The organism is Limosilactobacillus caviae, from assembly GCF_014635905.1.
In the GTDB taxonomy this organism is placed as follows: domain Bacteria; phylum Bacillota; class Bacilli; order Lactobacillales; family Lactobacillaceae; genus Limosilactobacillus; species Limosilactobacillus caviae.
Genome location: NZ_BMDS01000002.1, coordinates 95,322 through 112,990, shown reverse-complemented (window position 1 = coordinate 112,990; position 17,669 = coordinate 95,322). Strand labels below are relative to the sequence as shown.

At 38.7% G+C, this 17,669-nt stretch carries 20 protein-coding genes and 1 tRNA gene; all 21 read right to left on the bottom strand.

Annotation, left to right across the window (positions count from 1 at the left end; all coding sequences use genetic code 11):
- Positions 1 to 8: 8 nt before the first annotated feature.
- A complete protein-coding gene (locus IEU90_RS03305; protein WP_188357729.1) occupies positions 9 to 884 on the bottom strand; it encodes a phage tail domain-containing protein in 876 nt (291 codons plus the stop codon).
- 15 nt (positions 885 to 899) lie between these two features.
- Positions 900 to 5,555: a tape measure protein gene (locus tag IEU90_RS03300; RefSeq protein WP_188357728.1), complete on the bottom strand. Its 4,656-nt coding sequence runs from the start codon at positions 5,553 to 5,555 to the stop codon at positions 900 to 902.
- Between the two features lie 231 nt (positions 5,556 to 5,786).
- Complete coding sequence (locus IEU90_RS03290; RefSeq protein WP_188357727.1) at positions 5,787 to 6,143, bottom strand: phage tail tube assembly chaperone; 357 nt, start codon at positions 6,141 to 6,143, stop codon at positions 5,787 to 5,789.
- Positions 6,144 to 6,266: 123 nt separating this feature from the next.
- Positions 6,267 to 6,878: a phage tail protein gene (locus IEU90_RS03285; RefSeq protein ID WP_144226913.1), complete on the bottom strand. Its 612-nt coding sequence runs from the start codon at positions 6,876 to 6,878 to the stop codon at positions 6,267 to 6,269.
- 17 nt (positions 6,879 to 6,895) lie between these two features.
- Positions 6,896 to 7,267 (bottom strand): DUF806 family protein, encoded by a 372-nt coding sequence (locus IEU90_RS03280; protein WP_188357726.1) that lies wholly within the window; start codon positions 7,265 to 7,267, stop codon positions 6,896 to 6,898.
- A complete protein-coding gene (locus IEU90_RS03275) occupies positions 7,267 to 7,695 on the bottom strand; it encodes a hypothetical protein (protein WP_188357725.1) in 429 nt (142 codons plus the stop codon). Before IEU90_RS03275 ends, IEU90_RS03280 begins: the two co-directional genes overlap by 1 nt.
- Positions 7,679 to 8,056: a phage head closure protein gene (locus IEU90_RS03270; protein ID WP_188357724.1), complete on the bottom strand. Its 378-nt coding sequence runs from the start codon at positions 8,054 to 8,056 to the stop codon at positions 7,679 to 7,681. Before IEU90_RS03270 ends, IEU90_RS03275 begins: the two co-directional genes overlap by 17 nt.
- The gene (locus tag IEU90_RS03265; RefSeq protein WP_094502288.1) at positions 8,043 to 8,396 is read right to left on the bottom strand and encodes a head-tail connector protein; all 354 of its coding nucleotides are present in this window, start codon (positions 8,394 to 8,396) and stop codon (positions 8,043 to 8,045) included. Before IEU90_RS03265 ends, IEU90_RS03270 begins: the two co-directional genes overlap by 14 nt.
- A gap of 19 nt (positions 8,397 to 8,415) precedes the next feature.
- A complete protein-coding gene (locus IEU90_RS03260; protein WP_188357723.1) occupies positions 8,416 to 9,591 on the bottom strand; it encodes a phage major capsid protein in 1,176 nt (391 codons plus the stop codon).
- On the bottom strand, positions 9,592 to 10,314 hold the full coding sequence (locus tag IEU90_RS03255; RefSeq protein WP_443093930.1) for a head maturation protease, ClpP-related: 723 nt from the start codon (positions 10,312 to 10,314) through the stop codon (positions 9,592 to 9,594).
- Positions 10,301 to 11,491: a phage portal protein gene (locus IEU90_RS03250; protein ID WP_188357722.1), complete on the bottom strand. Its 1,191-nt coding sequence runs from the start codon at positions 11,489 to 11,491 to the stop codon at positions 10,301 to 10,303. Before IEU90_RS03250 ends, IEU90_RS03255 begins: the two co-directional genes overlap by 14 nt.
- A gap of 17 nt (positions 11,492 to 11,508) precedes the next feature.
- A complete protein-coding gene (locus IEU90_RS11500) occupies positions 11,509 to 11,688 on the bottom strand; it encodes a DUF1056 family protein (RefSeq protein ID WP_188357721.1) in 180 nt (59 codons plus the stop codon).
- Complete coding sequence (locus IEU90_RS03240; protein ID WP_188357720.1) at positions 11,681 to 13,555, bottom strand: terminase large subunit; 1,875 nt, start codon at positions 13,553 to 13,555, stop codon at positions 11,681 to 11,683. Before IEU90_RS03240 ends, IEU90_RS11500 begins: the two co-directional genes overlap by 8 nt.
- The gene (locus IEU90_RS03235) at positions 13,552 to 14,007 is read right to left on the bottom strand and encodes a phage terminase small subunit P27 family (RefSeq protein ID WP_188357719.1); all 456 of its coding nucleotides are present in this window, start codon (positions 14,005 to 14,007) and stop codon (positions 13,552 to 13,554) included. Before IEU90_RS03235 ends, IEU90_RS03240 begins: the two co-directional genes overlap by 4 nt.
- A 124-nt stretch (positions 14,008 to 14,131) precedes the next feature.
- The gene (locus tag IEU90_RS03230) at positions 14,132 to 14,668 is read right to left on the bottom strand and encodes an HNH endonuclease (RefSeq protein ID WP_188357718.1); all 537 of its coding nucleotides are present in this window, start codon (positions 14,666 to 14,668) and stop codon (positions 14,132 to 14,134) included.
- A complete protein-coding gene (locus tag IEU90_RS03225) occupies positions 14,661 to 14,909 on the bottom strand; it encodes a hypothetical protein (RefSeq protein ID WP_188357717.1) in 249 nt (82 codons plus the stop codon). The genes IEU90_RS03230 and IEU90_RS03225 overlap by 8 nt, the downstream gene beginning before the upstream one ends.
- A gap of 56 nt (positions 14,910 to 14,965) precedes the next feature.
- Positions 14,966 to 15,148 carry a hypothetical protein gene (locus IEU90_RS03220; RefSeq protein WP_188357804.1) on the bottom strand — a complete coding sequence of 61 codons (183 nt, stop codon included), beginning with the start codon at positions 15,146 to 15,148 and terminating at the stop codon, positions 14,966 to 14,968.
- A 37-nt stretch (positions 15,149 to 15,185) separates the two neighbouring features.
- Complete coding sequence (locus IEU90_RS03215) at positions 15,186 to 15,458, bottom strand: hypothetical protein (RefSeq protein ID WP_188357716.1); 273 nt, start codon at positions 15,456 to 15,458, stop codon at positions 15,186 to 15,188.
- A gap of 30 nt (positions 15,459 to 15,488) precedes the next feature.
- Complete coding sequence (locus tag IEU90_RS03210) at positions 15,489 to 16,604, bottom strand: HigA family addiction module antitoxin (protein WP_188357715.1); 1,116 nt, start codon at positions 16,602 to 16,604, stop codon at positions 15,489 to 15,491.
- On the bottom strand, positions 16,597 to 16,917 hold the full coding sequence (locus tag IEU90_RS03205; RefSeq protein WP_188357714.1) for a type II toxin-antitoxin system RelE/ParE family toxin: 321 nt from the start codon (positions 16,915 to 16,917) through the stop codon (positions 16,597 to 16,599). Before IEU90_RS03205 ends, IEU90_RS03210 begins: the two co-directional genes overlap by 8 nt.
- 243 nt (positions 16,918 to 17,160) lie before the next feature.
- A tRNA-Asn gene (locus IEU90_RS03200) sits at positions 17,161 to 17,233 on the bottom strand.
- Between the last annotated feature and the right edge of the window lie 436 nt (positions 17,234 to 17,669).

The window sequence follows — 17,669 nt, the reverse complement described above, 5'->3', positions numbered from 1 at the left end:
CCCACCTCCTAATTAAGATAAACAAAACGAAAATGAAATCTTATATCTACTTTGTTATAGCCATATATCTTAAATTCATTCCATCCGGGAGCTAATCTCATCCAAGCCAAGTTAGTTGCATCAGTACATAATTCACCATTCAGATAGCAATACATATCATCCCAAACTAATTGGTCATTTGGTTGCAAGCTATTAACGTAGACTATCTCATCACCTGTGGTTTGGTTAACCATATCAAACTTCCCGGTCTGCCCTGTGACAATAATTTTAAGATCATACCGTTGTGCTGGGTCAATCGTAATATCACTAGCATTCCAAATCTTAAAACGATGTTCATTAACAAAGTGGTATTTTAAATCAATCCCATTAGGTAGGTTCATCCCATATTGCCATAAATTTTGATCATAAGTCATTAAATCATCACTATATGGTAATGACCATTTGACACCGGATGGATTATCAAAAGGAATTGAAAATTGTACTACATGGCTACGATCTTCTGGATTTTTAATCGTAAAATTACCAGCTCGTACAAATTTAACAATACCCGGCTCAGCATCACTGCGAATACGATAGAGTCCTTTTTGCATGAAGAATTGAGCAATTTCATGCTTTTTCATCTTGTAATCATACCAGTCACCATAAGTTAAATAAAAACGTGCATTGATTACATTTTTCCCAACTTGTGATGTTGAATAAACAGAACCATCAACCCCCGTATCGGTAGTATACGTTGTTGTTAATATTGGATCTGAATCATCATCAAGAAAATGGAGTCCTGATGTAATAGTTTCTGCATCTATTTCATCCCCATCAGGTGGCTTGATAAAAAGCTTTGGATAGTTATATTGATAACCAACAATATTCAAGTCTTTACCCGACACACATAATCACTCCTTTTAAATCCCTGTTAACGATTGTGCTTGAGCTAAATTAATATCACGTTGCGTTCGTCGATAACGAGCAGTTGGATTATTAGCTGAATCAGTCACACCAATTAAGCGTTCGATTGCATTAATCAATGCTGTATTCTGTGCTAAAACAGTATCAAATTTCTTTTCAACTTTTGACAGATCAACAAGAGTAGTTTTATTGTTGTTAGTCGTTTGCTCACCAGAATAGTAATTAACTACTTGACGCAATAGTTGCCAAGCCCGTGTTGACTTCATAGTGTCTAGCGGAATAGCCATTTCTGGTCCAGCTTCCCCAAAGATGGATGGAGTAGTTGCAATACCACCATTAGCATAGCCGTGAGGAGTCCAGCCACGCTTAACACCAATTGGAGGGAAATCTGAACGCCAAGTTCTATCAGCAAGAACAGCGGCAATTTGGTCAACTGCAGAATGGATATTATTATGTTTCCCGCCCATAGCTCTTACAGCTGCATTCCACGTTGAACGTTTAAATTGAAATAGTCCAATCGGTAAACCGGTACCATCATGATCATCATATCCACCATTTTGTGCTGGGTTAACAGAAGATTCTGTGAATGCTTGCCAGTATAAATGATCAATGTCTCCACTAGAAATACTTTGTCCTAAAGATTGGGCAGCTCGTCTTGCAGCTTTTGCAAACGCCTCTTTAGACATAGTACCCGCTGGACTATCAGCAGAATGAATATCATCAAGTTGTTTCTTCAACCAATTCTTCAAATGCTCAGCATAGAAGCCAGGTAAGTTTAGCTTTAATCCACTATTAAGCTTATCTGTACTCTTAGGAGTGACACTGGCAATAAAGTGGCCGAATAACGACTTACCAAAGCCAACAACATTCTTTAAGGCATCTTCTGCAATATCTTCAAGTTCCTTAGCTCCATTCCACAGCCCACTAAAGAAGTCACCAATCGCACCATTCGCATGTGGAATTGGTATTTGCATCATCGTAGCTAATCTATGAGAACGCTCACCATCAAGGACTTCATCCCCTTTTTGCAGAGGAAAAAGCATATTACGCTTGGCCGGTAACATGAAAGTTTCACCAGTAGATGCACGATGGACCATTTCTTGATAATGAGGTCCACTTCCATCATTTAGTAAAGCAACTTGGTCGTGTAGAATTCCTCCATCAGGCGTACCGGTTGCATAGCTACCAAAACTAAAGTTAAATTCACCTAGCTTACCATCGCCACCAACGTGATCAAGAACCCAGTTAATACCTTTAGCAATATCGTTAATTAAGTCTTTGAATGGCTTAGCCAGAGATTTTAGCACATCAACAAATTGTTGCCAGATATGTTTACCAGAACTCGATACAATACCCGCAATAGATTCTAGTCGATTATGCCAAGCGTCTTCCATTTTGCCTAATCCACCATCGGTTAGATCATTCAATTTAGAGTGCATATCAGAAAACTTATTGGTTGCATCCCCGCGTAAATTATCAGCAATATTACCAATCTTTCCACGAGTGTCGCTCCAAATATTAGCCATATCACCACGCCATCCAGATGTATTAGATTTAATATCCGAATATCCTCGTTGGAAATGGTTCTTAGCATCATTCATTGCTTGCTGAACTCGTTGACCTACAGCAACCTTCATTTGGTTAAATTCATTATTAATGTTATTCGTACCATTTCTAGTCGAATTACGCAGATCATTCCAGCCTTTAGTAAATGCTTGCCTTGAACGATTCCACAGTTGCGTGTTAAATACAGCAATCCTTGTAGACATTGTTCTGTGCTGTTGAATCTGTTGTTGAACTCCTTGACGCGTTAATCGATTGTTTAGATTCCATCCTTGAAGCCATGATCGACTCAACCTAGACCACATTTGTTGAGCAGCACGTTGATTACGTTGTGCCATTTGATTGTGAAGCCTAATTTCTCGTTGGCTTGACTGCTGAGAAGTACGATTCATATTATTCCAACCGCGCTTAGCAGATTGTGCCATTCTATTGATATGCTTACCAGCAGAAGTAGCCATATTACCAAACCAACGGCCAACTTTACCAGCCATTGATTTTGTAGAGTTTACGATTCCATTAGTAAATTTTCGAAATTTGGCACTATGAGTATATAAAGCAGTAAATGCCATTATAGCTATACCAATGGGTCCACCCATAGCATCAATTGCTAAGCCTGCCATCTTAGCGCTAGCACCAATTATTGTAAAGGATGTTCTTACTCCTACTGAGGCAATTCGTGAAGCATTTTGTAGATTAAAAATACTTCTAACAGCGCTAACTGTACTAACAACAATACGCTTAGGTAAGGTTCGAATAGTTGTACTAACTCTTTTGATCCCTACTATTGCACTATTTGTGGCTGCGCGAACTGTTGCTATTACACGACGTGGAGTTTGGCGAATCGCTAAGCCAAATTTCTTGATATTACTTATTCCACTCGCTACTTTTGCCCGTCCAGTTGTTTCAAAAGATTTCTGGACATGACTAACGGAAACACTAAAGGCTTTAACCTTCCCTGTAGCCTTTTCTGTTACCGCATTAATAACAGTAGTTTTTTGGACAGGAATATCTTTTATTTTTTGACTAAAAGTTCCGATCATTTCACTTACTGTTTTAATAGTTTCTAGTCCCTTAATACCAGCTTGAAGAGTTTTAACCGCTCTTGAAGCTAGAAGAAAACTCGTAATCAAAGCAGCGCTAGTCTTAGGAAATTTCGCCATTGCGTCAAGGACTGGAAGCATAACTTTTGATAAGTCCATAAAAACAGATGCAAAAATCTTAGCTTGTGCTGCCGAGCCAGCCTTAAATGCACTAAAGAAATTGGCAATTTGAGTATGGTGACTTGAAACAATATCCCCAAATTCTTGTACACCAGCAGTTAAACCACGAATAGCGTTATCCATCAATTTAGTTGCACTAACATTAGTACCTCCAAACGCACTAATAATCTGATTCATGGAGCGGGCCATTTGATTCCCAAGTTTAGTAAACTCAGCGTCTGTAGATTTATCATTAACCCAGTTTCGCACAGATTTAAGGAAAGGATTACTGATATTCATAAATGGTTTAGTGATATCTCCAACTAGTTGAGGTGTCCTAGACTGGATTGTCCGGAAAACCCCAAAATATGAATTCATCATATTTTCGGCAGCTTCCTTATACTTTCCATTCCCTAACTGCTCAAAAACTTCTTGTAAATCTTTGGCACTAATCTTACCAGCAGATGCCATTTGACGCATCCCAGCAACAGTTGTATTAAAGTGTTTGGCCATTGCTTCATCAATCATTGGGAAATATGAACCGATTTGGTTTAACTCTCCCTGAGTGATCTTACCTGTTGCCATTCCATGAACCATATCTTGTTCAACGGCTTTAATTTGATCACCATTTAGCCCAACTGCATCAGCCATATTAAGCAATGAGCTTGTCATTCCATCAGCTTGCTTTTTACTAGAATTCAAGTGATAGAAACCTTGCTCAAGTTCATTAACAATATCAACATTCTGACCAGTAGCCTTTGACATATTGTTAATAGAGTCAACTAATGGACCAGCTTTTTTAGCAGAACCAGTAAGGGTAGTCCAAGTGGCTATCATCTTATTTTGTTCAATATTATAATCAATACCTGCTTTAGTTAAATCTCCAACTCTTGCTTGAACAGATCCCAAAGCACCAGTAAACATATTAGCTGCTGCCGTTGCACCAAAAATTCGACCAAAGGAGGTTGATACTCGATCTGCCTTGCCTTGAATATTATCTAAACGAGCAGATACTCCCGCTAACCAACCATGGGGCGTTTTACTCATTGTCTCGTTTAATTCATTAAGTTTTGAACGAGTTTCTTGAATTTTGGTTCCTAATTCCTCTACCCGAGTTGCTTGTCTCATATAGGCTTCGGATGTTTCACCGGATCTTGCTTTAGTACTTGCTAATAATTCTGCTTCTCGCGATTGAATCTGACGTAAACTATCAAGCTTGGCGCGTAATCCGTTTACTTCAACACCCATTGCTTGATAACTATTACCTTCTGAGCGGAGACGTTCAGCGGTAGCCGTAGCTAATGCAGCCTGTGTCCGCATTGAAGCAGTTAAGCGAATTACACCACTGTTTTCAACATCGATCTGTTGAGCAGCTCTTTGTTGTTGAGCTTCGAGGCTAGCTAGCTTTGCTTTAGCACGGTCAACCTGCTGGCCGTATCTAAGGAATTGTTCAGCAGATTTAACTGTACCAGTGTCTAACCCATTTAATTGTTCTTTAGTCTTTGCAATTTGCTCAGCAAGCTCTTTAGAACGTGCCTCTCCTTTAGCAGTTGAAGTATCAAGTTTATCCATTTCTGAACGATATTGGTTAAGTTTAGATCGTAGTTCCATGTATTGATCTGCGGTCTTTTTATCAATATTGTTCATTTCTGACTGCTTACGTTCTAGGGCTTCAATCTTTTCTCGTTGAGCGCTGATAGCATTACCTAACCCTTCATATTTAGCTTTAGCCGCCCCAACGTAGTCACCCGCTGAATGTAAAGCAGCAGTTTGAGCTTTCCATGCCTGAGTATGGCTGTTAACTAATGTTGTTAAATTTTTAACGGCACTACTTGCCTCAACCATATCAAGAGCAACCTTGGTCGCCATCACATTACTAACTTTAGCCACGCTTTACGCCTCCTTTCCTTTTTGCTTGAGCAATTCGAATTCCTGCGATTGCCGTTAATGGATCTGCTGGTCGTTCTTTATGTTCCTTAGCCTTCATAATTTCGTTATACCGGTAGTAGTCAGCATTATCGAAAGCTTCAATACTCCAACCAAACTGTTCAATGGCGTGTTTAGCATTTAGGTCAAAATCTTCTATTTGATTTTGTAACTCCCATTCATGCTTTTTCCAATTTATTTTTTTGGGTTTTCACGAACCTGCCTCTTTTCTTCGGTAATTTGCTTATCGGTCTGACCCATTAACCGTTGACATACATAATTAACAACATCAACAGTGGCATCATTACCTTCTTCGTTAACTTCACTGTCTAAACGATCGATCTCCTTGTCTTTCATATTTAAGACAACCTTTAAGAACTTATCCGCTTCGTCCATTGCCTTAATTTGAAGATCAAAAATTTGTTCAGCAGTTTTTCCTTTAACATTGTTCATTGATGCAAAGAACTTCTGCATAACAAGAACACGACGCATATTCTTATGGGAGGTTGGCACATTAAACTTTCGCTTTAGTTGTTTAACATAGATTTGCATAACATTTTTCCTTTCTAATAGCCGCCCATATTAAAAGCGTACGATTACGTTTAATTTTTTAACGCTTTCGTACGCTTATTTATGTATTGTGATTTTCATTGGCGACTTATGTTTTTATTAAATCTAAGCAGCAGGGGTTGTAGTTGCACTATAGTCTGGGAACAATTCCTTAAACATTGTTTGTTCATCTTTCCAATCCGAATCAACAGTACTGTAAATCCGGTACATATCATTAATATTTGGATCATCAACTGCTGCAAAGGAAAGAGCATCTGTTACTGGTGTTTTCTTGGAATCACTATCAGAATCCAGCTTCTTATCACCCATTAAAAAGTTACCTGATGGGAAGCAGAAGTAAACAAATGCATCTGAAACCAACGATGGTGCTTTAACAATTAAAGCCGTAGTTGGCTTATTATCTTTCATTTGCCAACCTCCACCTTGTTTTTCCATCCCAACGATCTTAGCTAAAACATCCATGGATAAACTATTGACCGTAAGTGAACAAGTTGGGTTAAGCGGATCAGCATATGAGAATTGGATAGAGTTATTACCCGAAATCTTTTCAAGCTTAGAACCATCGAGTCCTTTTAGTTCAGCACTAGCTACCCCTAGGACTGAATGATCTAATTCTAGTAATCCATTTTGTGATAAACCTGTATCACCTTTGGATAGGCTTTTACCATCTTGGCTTTTAACTGCAATCCATGCAGTGGAAATACCATGTAATAGCATTAGTTATTCCTTCTTTCTTAATTTTCAATTTCAAAAAACACAAAATAAAACGTCGCAGTTAATTGCTGCGTTTCCGGATCAACTGTATGGCCACGATCATCAATCATTGACCACTCGTTTTGTATAAATAAATGTTTTAACTTAGTTTCAAACTCGTCAGGATCATCCCCATCAAGTTTGTAATAAATTTGAACTTCAATTTCTTTATTCTGGGCATGAAAATCATCATTACCAGGCAATGCTAGATCAGAACGAACATCAGTAATTAATGCAACAGATCGAGTTGAATCATCAACTTCTTCTGCTGGAAGATTATTCGTATATACTTCGTCCAACACACTATCTTTCATGCCCATAAGTAAATTTTGAGCACGTAAAACAGCAAGCATTAATCCTCATCCCCTTTCTGATCAAGAAATCGTTGATATGCCTCTGACTGTGCTTTTAACACCGCGTTAGAAACATTGCTATCCTGGATTAGATTAGTAACAAAATGATCAGCAGTATATCCTTTATAGCCATCATTCAAGCGCATCATATTCATCGCATGGTAACGATTATCCCATCCAACAGTAACAGCGCCATTATGATCACCATCTACATCAGAATTCATAACAGCAATATGATCAGCTGCGTGGCCGTACTTCTTATCATCGTGATTTGAGTAGTGCTTTTGCCGAGTAATTTGTGTCAATTTCTCTTCAAAAACTTTGCCACCTTCTGCAGTAATCTTTTCTTGGTCCTTTGGCGTTAAATCAATGCTGATTGCTTTGACTTTTTTAAGCCAATTTTCAAGAAATTCATCCATTTCTGCCATTAGCGCCACCGCCACCTTTCATATGTTTTTCTAAGGTAAGCAAGTCATAAGAAAGGTAGTTATCATTGTTAGCTGAAATGTTTGTAATGGTATAGAGAATGCCATCTGCCAATTTTACTAACATTGGCTCTTTAACTTTGTTATTGTGGCGAATGGCAATGATGGTTGAATGCTCTAAAGTTGAACCCGTTGCACCATATCTTTGTGAAATGCTCAAATTAACTTTGGCATAGTGGAGAGTAAATTCATCAACAAAGCTAGAGACATTAACACCCATCTTATTCTGATGACTTTTAATAGAACCAAATTGAGCTTTATGACGCATACGATAAAGAGGATAACGATAACTACTTCTCGCCATTATCGTCATCCCCTTTTTCAGCAAAAGTATTATATAAGCCACGTAATTGACCAATAATGCTATTTACAGTTAAATCAACCGTATATGTTTGTACGTCAGACAAAGCTAATCTATTTTGGTAGTAAGTTCCCGCTAATGACATAACAGCAATATCAACTAACGACACTACTCGTGAATCATCATAAAACCCATTAATGTCTTCACCAATCGCATTATGGATAAATGAGGTCGCCGCTTTGACGTATGAGTTTAGTAACTGGTCATCACTATCGTCATCAAGATAGAGCATTTCACGTACTCGTGGTACCAGCTTATCAAGGCTAGGTGTTTCATCACTCATGATGATCACTCACTTTCAATTAGGCAGTCTTACCAGAAGCTTCTGGAGTGGTTGCTTGTTGGTTAGCAACCATCTTGAATGAAGCAGTAGCCCAGGCGCCATCATCGATGACTTGAACATCAAACCGGTCGATGACACGAACCTTGTAAAGGTCATGTTCAAATGCACCTGCACCAATATTAGTTGAAAGCAGTGACATATGTTCACGGTCATAAAGTGTAATTCCTTGTTTCAAGTCACCATAATAAAGTGGATGTGCACCCGAAATATCAGGTAACCACTTGTCAGCAATAACAGTAATTGTCTTACCGTCTAACCGATAAACATCTGGTTGAGTAACATCGCGCTGAAGCATGTAACGGCCTTGAGCATCCTTAACCTTGGAAAGCACGTTGTAACCAGATTGGTTAGTAACAAAACTTGCACTTGGCATTAACGCAGGGTCAAGAGTGTTGTTTTCAAGATCCTTAATGTCATCAAAGTTAGCAATAGTTGGCTTCTTAGCTGGCTTACCCATTGCTTCAATAATCTTTGCATTACGAGTAACCGTAACCTTCTTAGCAACCCAATCTGACAACCATGCAAGAATGTTTTCAACAGTATCCTTCAAGAGACTATTAGTAACGGTTTGAATAGCCGCGTAACGATGAATTGCATACTTAATCAGAGTTAATTCAGGGTCATCCATATCAGGAATAGCCGCTGTTTCATCATCTAAATCACTCATTGGAGTAATATCACTAAGCTTTTCATATGTCCGTGAACCAGTCATTGTAGTAACTGATTCAACATTAACAAGATTTTGAAGCGTAGCAAATTGCCGTACTAGCTTATGAATAGCGTATTGGATATCATCTGGAATAGTAAGGCCACCGTTACCGGCACCAGTCTTTCCAGAAGTAACCATGTTCTTGAAGTCCTTAACAAATTGGTCCTTGATATCCAATTCTTTCTTGTTTAAAGGCTTTTTATCTTCAGACTTCATGTTCTTAACTTCCATTGCCCGTGCCTCATCAAGTTGGTCTTTGATAGCATCGCGTTGAGCAGCTAAGTTATCACGTTGATCCTTTAATTCTGTAAACTTGTCCTTGGAAAAGCTATCATCAAGGACTGCTGCATTCAGCTTGGCATTTAAATCAGAAACTTCTTGACCCTTTGAAATCCAAGCGTCATTTAATTGATTGATAGTTGGCATTTAATCTTCCTCCTTGCCAAATAGTAAAGCCAATTTCTGATCTTTGAGACTAGGAGTTGGCTTCTTTTCAGTATTCTTAGGCGTTTCCACCTTATTTTCAGGCTTAGCACTACGTACCTTAGCCAAAAGGTTTTTCACTTTACTAATTGCATTATTACTTAGAACCGGTGTCCCAATTGCATTAACTACCTGTGGTTGTGCTGAACCGGTTGAAACGTTATCAGCAAAGCCCTTGTCAACTGCATCTTGAGCAGTCATCCAAGTTTCATTAGCCATTAACTGTAAGATATTGTCACGATCCATTCCCGTCTTAGCTTCATAAGCGTTGACAATTGACTGGTCCGTAACATCTAACATCTTAGAATCATGCACAAAGTCATCCGCATTCCCCATGGAAATAGTAGAGGCTTTATGAATCATCATTTGACTGGTAGGGCTCATGTTGATTTCATCCCCCGCCATCGCAATTACAGACGCAGCAGAAGCAGCTAGTCCTTGGATGTTAACTACTACCTTGCCAGAGTATGCTTTTAGCATTGTATAGATTTCTGAGGCAGCAAACACGCTACCACCACCAGAGGCGATATCAACTTCAACATCCCCATCGCTATTATTAAGGACGTCTTCAACCATATTAGGGCTAACACAGTCGTAACCTAACCAATCGTAGATATCAGCATCATCATTGCTAACAACGGCACCTTTAACATTAATCTTTGTCATCGTTATCACCTCCTTCCGTTGATTGTTTATCATCAGAAGAAACCATTTGAACTGGCTGAACTTGTACCTTTGTTTGTTCTTTTTCAGGCATATCACTTGGAAGATAGTTTGCTTGTTGAAGCAACCAGGCGGCTTGATTAGCGCCCAGTGTCCCATTCTTCTGTAAATTGGAAATCGTAGAAGCATACTCATCCCCAAGCGGGTCAATTGCAGAACGTAAATCGAAATTAATGTTTGCATTGAGCTTATTATTCAGTTCGCCAGTTACAGCCTTAGCATACCGAGCTAGAGACTTTACATAGGCATTCCCCATCATTTGAATAGACGATTGCTGATCACCTTGGCCATTAATAATACTGTCAGAAACGCCGTACACCTTGGCAATTTGAGCACCTGTCCAACTAACTTGATTAAGCAGTTGAGCAACATTACTTTTAACTTCAAGCGGTGTGTATTCTTCTAAGTCATCAATTACAATCGGTCCATTTTCCGACTTTGAGGTCTGCTTCATAAATTTACGGCTACGAGAAGCCTTGTCCTCATCGCTAAGCAATCCTCCGTGCTTAACCGATAAAATACCCGGAGCAATGATAGAACGCCCCAGAGCGCTCAAGGTAAGCTTGTTTGACTTGTCCTTAATTTGTAGCTCATTAGCTAGTGCACTCAAAGGACTAACCCCAGTCTTCCCACCGTTTTGTGATAACAATCGAATGTGGATTAAATCAGATTGGGGAACAGCTTCCATTACGCCAACTTCTGGCTCATCAAAGTTAATGTTGTAAATCAATCCGGAACCATCTTCTAAAAGAAAAGGAGTAACTTGCGAAGGTCGCAGGTACTCCCATGTCATATCAGTTCCATTTTGATTCCGCCAACGATAAGCAAAACACTCACCGCCTAGCAGTAGTTGCGCGAACATTGATTGCCAAAAAGCGTGCGCATTACTCGTTTGTGTCGGGTTATTAAGAATCCCCTGTGCCCGAGGCGCGTCTGCTTTAAGTTTTCCGTTTGCTAAATCAGCACTTAACTGAAAAACAATTGAATAAATGTCAGAGTTCTTCAAAGCAGTCCGAGCGTCTACATACTTATCTGAATTATCAGGATTTAAGAAGTGCAGAATATCAGTATCATCTGCAATCGATAATCCCGGACTAATTTTTTGATTAAATAACGGCAATAGCTTTCACCTCCTTTCTATTGAAGGCTAGCTATCTTCTCCGATAGATAACCAACTAGAATCAAGCCAACAGCGATACCGAAGATACCAACTGCAAAGCTCAATAAAAAGCATCCCCAGATTGCAAATAATATCGAACCAAGGAAGCAAATAATATCGAAATACTTCCAAATACTTGTAAAAATATCTTTAATCATCGAGCAAACCACTATCCTTACTTTCAAACCAAGCTTTAACCTGTTCCTCTGTCATGAGTTCAGCCTGCTTAGACTTGTCGTTAGCAATTCCAAAATCCTCAAAGTGATACATTCCTTGGTATAATGCGTCAATAATTGCATCGACAACATCAATTTTTAAGGTTGCCTTGGCCTTATCTACTTGAATGCCAATCTTGTCTTCGTAGATTTCAGCATTGATTAACGCCTTTCCCATGATTTTATCGTCTAATCGGCTACAGTTGCCTTCAACAAAAATCTTTTGTAAGAATTTCGTTGGGTCTTTCAGTTCGCTAGTTCGTTGCCGAATAGCTTCAAGTGGAAAATTGGTATTAATATCCATTTGCTTAATCGCATTAGTAGCTCCCCAGGCATCGTAACCGAAGAAAATCACGTGTAGGTTATTCTCTTCAACATAATTAAGTAACCAACTATAAACTTGGTCATCGTTAATCAAGCCTTGTGGGTGACTAGTAATCGTACAGTATCCTTTTTTAGATAGCTCACGATAGTCGATACCATCTTGCTTTTCCTTAGCTTGAATTGAACCTGCTTTTTCCCACGGGATAAAGCTATGTTGTTCAATGTGCCACTTTTGCCGTCCATCCCCGTCTTGATAAGGATAAACAAAGGCAATTGCCGTATTATCAGAGAACATCGAGTAGTCAAAACCGATGTAAACGTCACGACCTCGAATATCAAAACTCGGAATAATCGCTCTTTCGATGTCAGATAGTTTTAGATAGCTGTTAGTAGCTTCTTGCAACCAGAGATTGAGGTTTTTATTTTGGAAGTCGTCTACTGTTCCGGCAAGCATATCAGCGTCACGTTTATCACGTAAGCCATCAAGGAGAATATCATGTTGGCTTGGTAGCCCTAGTAGAGGATTTGACTTAATCCATGTTTCTTCCTTGAAGGTTTCGTCCAGGCTATCCTGGGCCCAAATCAAGCCTAATGTCCGGTCAGCTTCCCGGCTGAAGTCTTGTTCCATGACTTGTTGAATCATCTTCTGTTCCTCATGGAAAGGCACGGACGGGTCAGGATAAGAAGTAGAAATCTCAATGTATTGATGATTAGGCACTTTAACCTGTCCAGAAACGATTTTCTTTGTTCCTTCACGGGACTTGATATTACCAACCTCATCAAAAACCGCTGTCGTAAAGTGATAAGAGTCATACTTACCAGCGTTAAACGATAGCGGTCTAAGATTGTTATTAAACTTTCGCATTGAAATTCCGGTATGTTCATGAATTACCAGGTCATCTTCTTCAGCAAGCTTCTTAAAAACGGGTTGCTGGTCAATGATACTCTTCAACATATTCGCAATGTATCCGTAAAGTTTACCCGTTTGGTCATAATTTTCAGCCGTTACAAGAAAGTCCTGATTAGATAGCCCCATCGATTCAATGAGGAATGAGTAGGCCATATAGATAGCCATTAAGTAGGATTTACCTTGGCCACGAGCAACCGATAAAACTACTCGAGTGAATCGCTTGGTGTTTGTATCATAGTCACGCCAACCGAATAGCATTGCAAAAATGAATTTTTGCCAAGGCATTAGTTTAGTAGGTTCTCCAGTGTCAACATTAGGAGCAATTGCGGCAAACTTCAGAATCTTATCTACTTCGTTAACATCGTAGTAGAAGTTAAAGCTTCCTCCCTGATATCGCTGTAAGTCCCGTAAGTGACGAAAACAGGCTAGCTTCATAAGATAGCCAGCTTGTACCTTCTCATCCATGACATCCAGAGCATACTTGGTAGCCGGATCAGTAAATTCCTTACGTACTCCATTAAAGCCAATATTATGATATGCACCTAGCACATCATGGCTTTGTGTTAAATCAATCATACAAGTCCAGCCTCCTTCAACTGTTCAGCCATTGATTTCTCTTTCTTGTGACTAGCAATTCGCATCAATTCTTGTCGTCCCTTAGGCGAAAGGCCGAGCTGCACACCAACCGAATTCAACTGATTAAGGGCATCCTTCATGGTGGCCACTGCTGGATTTTTCCTAAAGCCAACGAAGTCTTTACCGATAACGGTACCAGTTGAATCTTGAAGAGATGTGTAAATCTTCGCTTGAATGCCATTTTCTTGAATATCTTGATAGGCATTTCGATAGATTTCGTAGTTAGCACAGTATTGTTCAACTAATCCAATATCGATTCGCTCTACTCGTCCAGTAGCCTCTAAAAAGGGCACGATTTTACGCCAACACGAGCTCGCTAGAGTGCCCAAATAATGCGGTGGTTTAGGCGGTAAATGCCCGTTATTCTGCTGATAATAGACCTTTTTCATCACAGTTTGAGCCTCCTTTCGTTCCTTTTAGCCCCCCTGGGGTAAAAAATTAAAAATTATTGCTTGCATGCAAGACGTCGACATTGTGTGCCGCTCTCTTCTAAGCTACCCTACCGGGGGGATGTTTTTATTTCTGGTGCATTAAGATTACTATCCGGTGGATATCGTGGATTTCAGTGACATCCTTTTTAGCTATGTTTTGAGCAGTTCCATAATATTTTTGTTCCCACTGTGTTTTTAATCGGTGACACTCTCGACAGATAGTCGCCAGGTTTCCTTGATCAGCTCTAATAGTACTGTCATAAGCTATAGGAACTATATGATCCACAGTCTTACTGTTTGGCGTCAGCTTACCATAAGCTTTGCAATACTGACATAAATAGTGATCACGATTAAGTGTTGCTTGTCTTAAATCAACCCACTGTTTACTCCGATAGAACTTATACTGTTCACTTCTATTATCATTACGATTACGTGTAACCATATTATAGTGATGATTGTAATGTCTTTCTTTATGCTGATACTGTTCACTATGCTTACGTGCCCACCGTTGACGATTGGCTAAGTATTCTGCCTCGTGTTCAAAGTGCTGAGTGCAATAGTGATTAGGGAACTGTACCATTGCATGACAATCGGGTTGTCTACATCTCCTGAATCTAGGCATACTTAATTACTTTGGCAATAACATATAATGTTTCATAAGGTTCATATTTAATCTCTCCAGTAAGAGTCTCATGGCTAGTGTCATTGCTTTGCCCATGCTGAAAGCCTACAACTTCAACCTTGTCATACTTCTTTGCTAACTGGTTCAACCAATCTTCTAAACCAAACCCCATAGGTTCTTTATGTTGTCTTAAAGACCAATCATCTTCATATACCTTAAAACGTGTAATAACTTTACTCATAATAGATTCCTCCTATAATTTTGGCAAAATAAAAGACGGTAGCTATTGCTATCGCCTTAATCATTTAATCTTTTATGTATTAGTTCGTCTAATTCTTTCAAGTCGTCATCAGTAGCTAAATCACGAATAAACTTACGAGCATATGAACGATAACGATATATCCGATTCTTATCCTTGTTCTTATCGTCCCACTTTTTCTTTGCTAATCGTTTTCTCGTTCGTTCAGCGTGAGCTAACATATGTAATTCGGCACCGCTACTCACAGTACCCCAATTCTTAGTCCACCGCATGCTTGAGCTCCTTATAGTAGTAGTCCAACTCGTATGCCGCAATACGGACAACCATTGTGTCAGCCCGATAGACATAATGCTGGTGCGCATCTGATGCGCAATCAAAGCTATCAATTGGGATCAAATTTTTACCATCCTGTTTGCAGACAACGAAACGGTACTTCGCCTTATCTTCCTTGTGTTTCTTTACAATCAAATAAATTTCTACGCCCAAGTTAACTGCCAATAAAGCCGTAAATACATATGAAATCCAGTCCATATAATTATCTCCAAATAAAAAAGCCAGCCGTTAAGCTGACTTAGTGTTTATTATAATCTTGTATTTAATTTTTAAGCCATTTAATTGATTATATCTAATAAGATTATCACGTTGTAATCTTCCAACAAGAATACCTGGTTGAATTCCTATTTGTTTTGAAAAACTAACAACGGCACTATAAGAATAGTCACTGTTATTCACAAACGAATTGTAATCACTAGGACTAATTAGAAAATCTCTTGCAAAAGAATCAGCTTCTTCCTCAAGCTTATTTAAATCTAAAACGCTTGTTATTCCAATATTATCATCTGCAGATACAATCGTGTGACCAATTTTTCTTTGAAAAACATGTTTTATTTCATGAAAAAGAGCAAACCAAAAAACATCAGAATACTTTCTTCTGTCATTTATGGCAAGCAGCACCTTTTGCTTCCCCAACCATTTAACGGCACCGTTTATTCCACAGTTTTTTAAATTAGGAACAATGACAAAAGCCACTCCAGATTTTTTGAAAATATCATTCAACTTAGGCATAAATCTTTCTGGATCTTCAGAAGTCATCCCGCGGATTTCATCCAAACTGTTTCTTAAATAGTCAAGATTTAATTCATTGACTTCAATTTTGTTTGCCAAATTTAGAGCTGTTTGAACCCAAGCATTAGAATTAATAATATTTTTCTCCTGAACATCAGCTACCGCCGTCTTATACTGGACAAGAAAATCTGGACTTTTCAAGGTATTAAGCGAAGAAATTTGGAAAAATCTTCTTAGTTCTTTAACCTTTTCTCCTGCCTTTCGTGTTTTCTTTACAAAGCCATGATTACTCCAAAAAGAGTAATCCATTTGCTTCAAAATTTTTTCATCCTCTTTGATTTTTTTATTTTCTTCAATTTTGCGTTTCTTATCAAAGTATATTTTATTAAGATTCAACCACAGGCCGACTGATGTTCCGAACACCAAAGCTAAGCCTTCTGCCATATCATCAGTTAAATTAATTTTGCCATTTACTAAATTGCTTACAACCTTTTCACTAACATTTAGTCTATTCGCTAGTTCACTTTGTTTCATCCCTTGAGCATCTAAGTATTTCTTTATATAGAAGCCCGGATGAAAAGCAGCCAACGAATCATTACTAATTTTATTCATAGTGTTTCGAAACCTCCTCAATCCTTATAATACTGATACTCTTATAAAACATCACCAAATTTTCTTTGGTTACTTCATTATTTAACGGAATGAAAATTAAACGATAACTGTTAGATCGACCTTTTATATCTAATGCATATTCGCCCGCTCTGTTACCTTCTAAACTATGCAAATTATAAATTTGCATAGCATTAACATCTTGCAGGTTACTAGATGCTCCTAGTAAATCAATTAGAGCATATAGCGCTTCAGCTATCTCAGCTCCCCAAGTTTTTCTAGCTTTTTTAAAATTATCGGTACATAATTTTTTCAACTTTTGCGTTCTATATCTCAGCTCGATTTTCATGCACCACCGTCAGTTTTACTAAATTAATCTTACCAAAATCGAAAGCCTTTTTCAACGATAATAAAAAAGCCCAGTCGTTTGACTAGACTTGGGTGATGTATATCTAGTTTAACGTCATTGCGGACAATCAAGGCTAATGGAAGAAAACATCTAGTAAGTAGGTGCTTCCTCCTTTCGTTGATTGTTGTTAAAAAGTAGGTTTGCCTTGAATGCTGATGGACGGAATCGAACCGCCGTATTACCGATTTAACGGAGTACCTGCCTACCACTGGCCCACATCAGCATAATACAGAGAATGCTATCGACTAGATCATTTTTTATTACTTAAGAATTAAGCAATCTCTGCATTAAATCACGGCTTAGACAAAAAAGACTATGCAATTACGAAAGAGGAGCTTTCATCTCCTATCATAGTTAAGTTTGCCGTGATAAAGCTGAGAGGTGGATTCGAACCACGCTTTTGCCACACGAGACCGGCTGTGTGCCCACCTTGGACCTCGGCATAAAAGACTGACACTCAATTAGAATATTTTTATTTTGAGAAATCGAATACACTGTCTAAAACACTCTTCTACATCGCATTGTAATTATTAATAAGGAGTAAGTGCCAGTCTTAAACATAAATAGCTATTTACTGGGAATATCGCCGTTTCCATAGGCAACTTCCCTATGTGGATTATGGAACTTGCATCCATCGGTCGGCTTTATCCGATCCACAC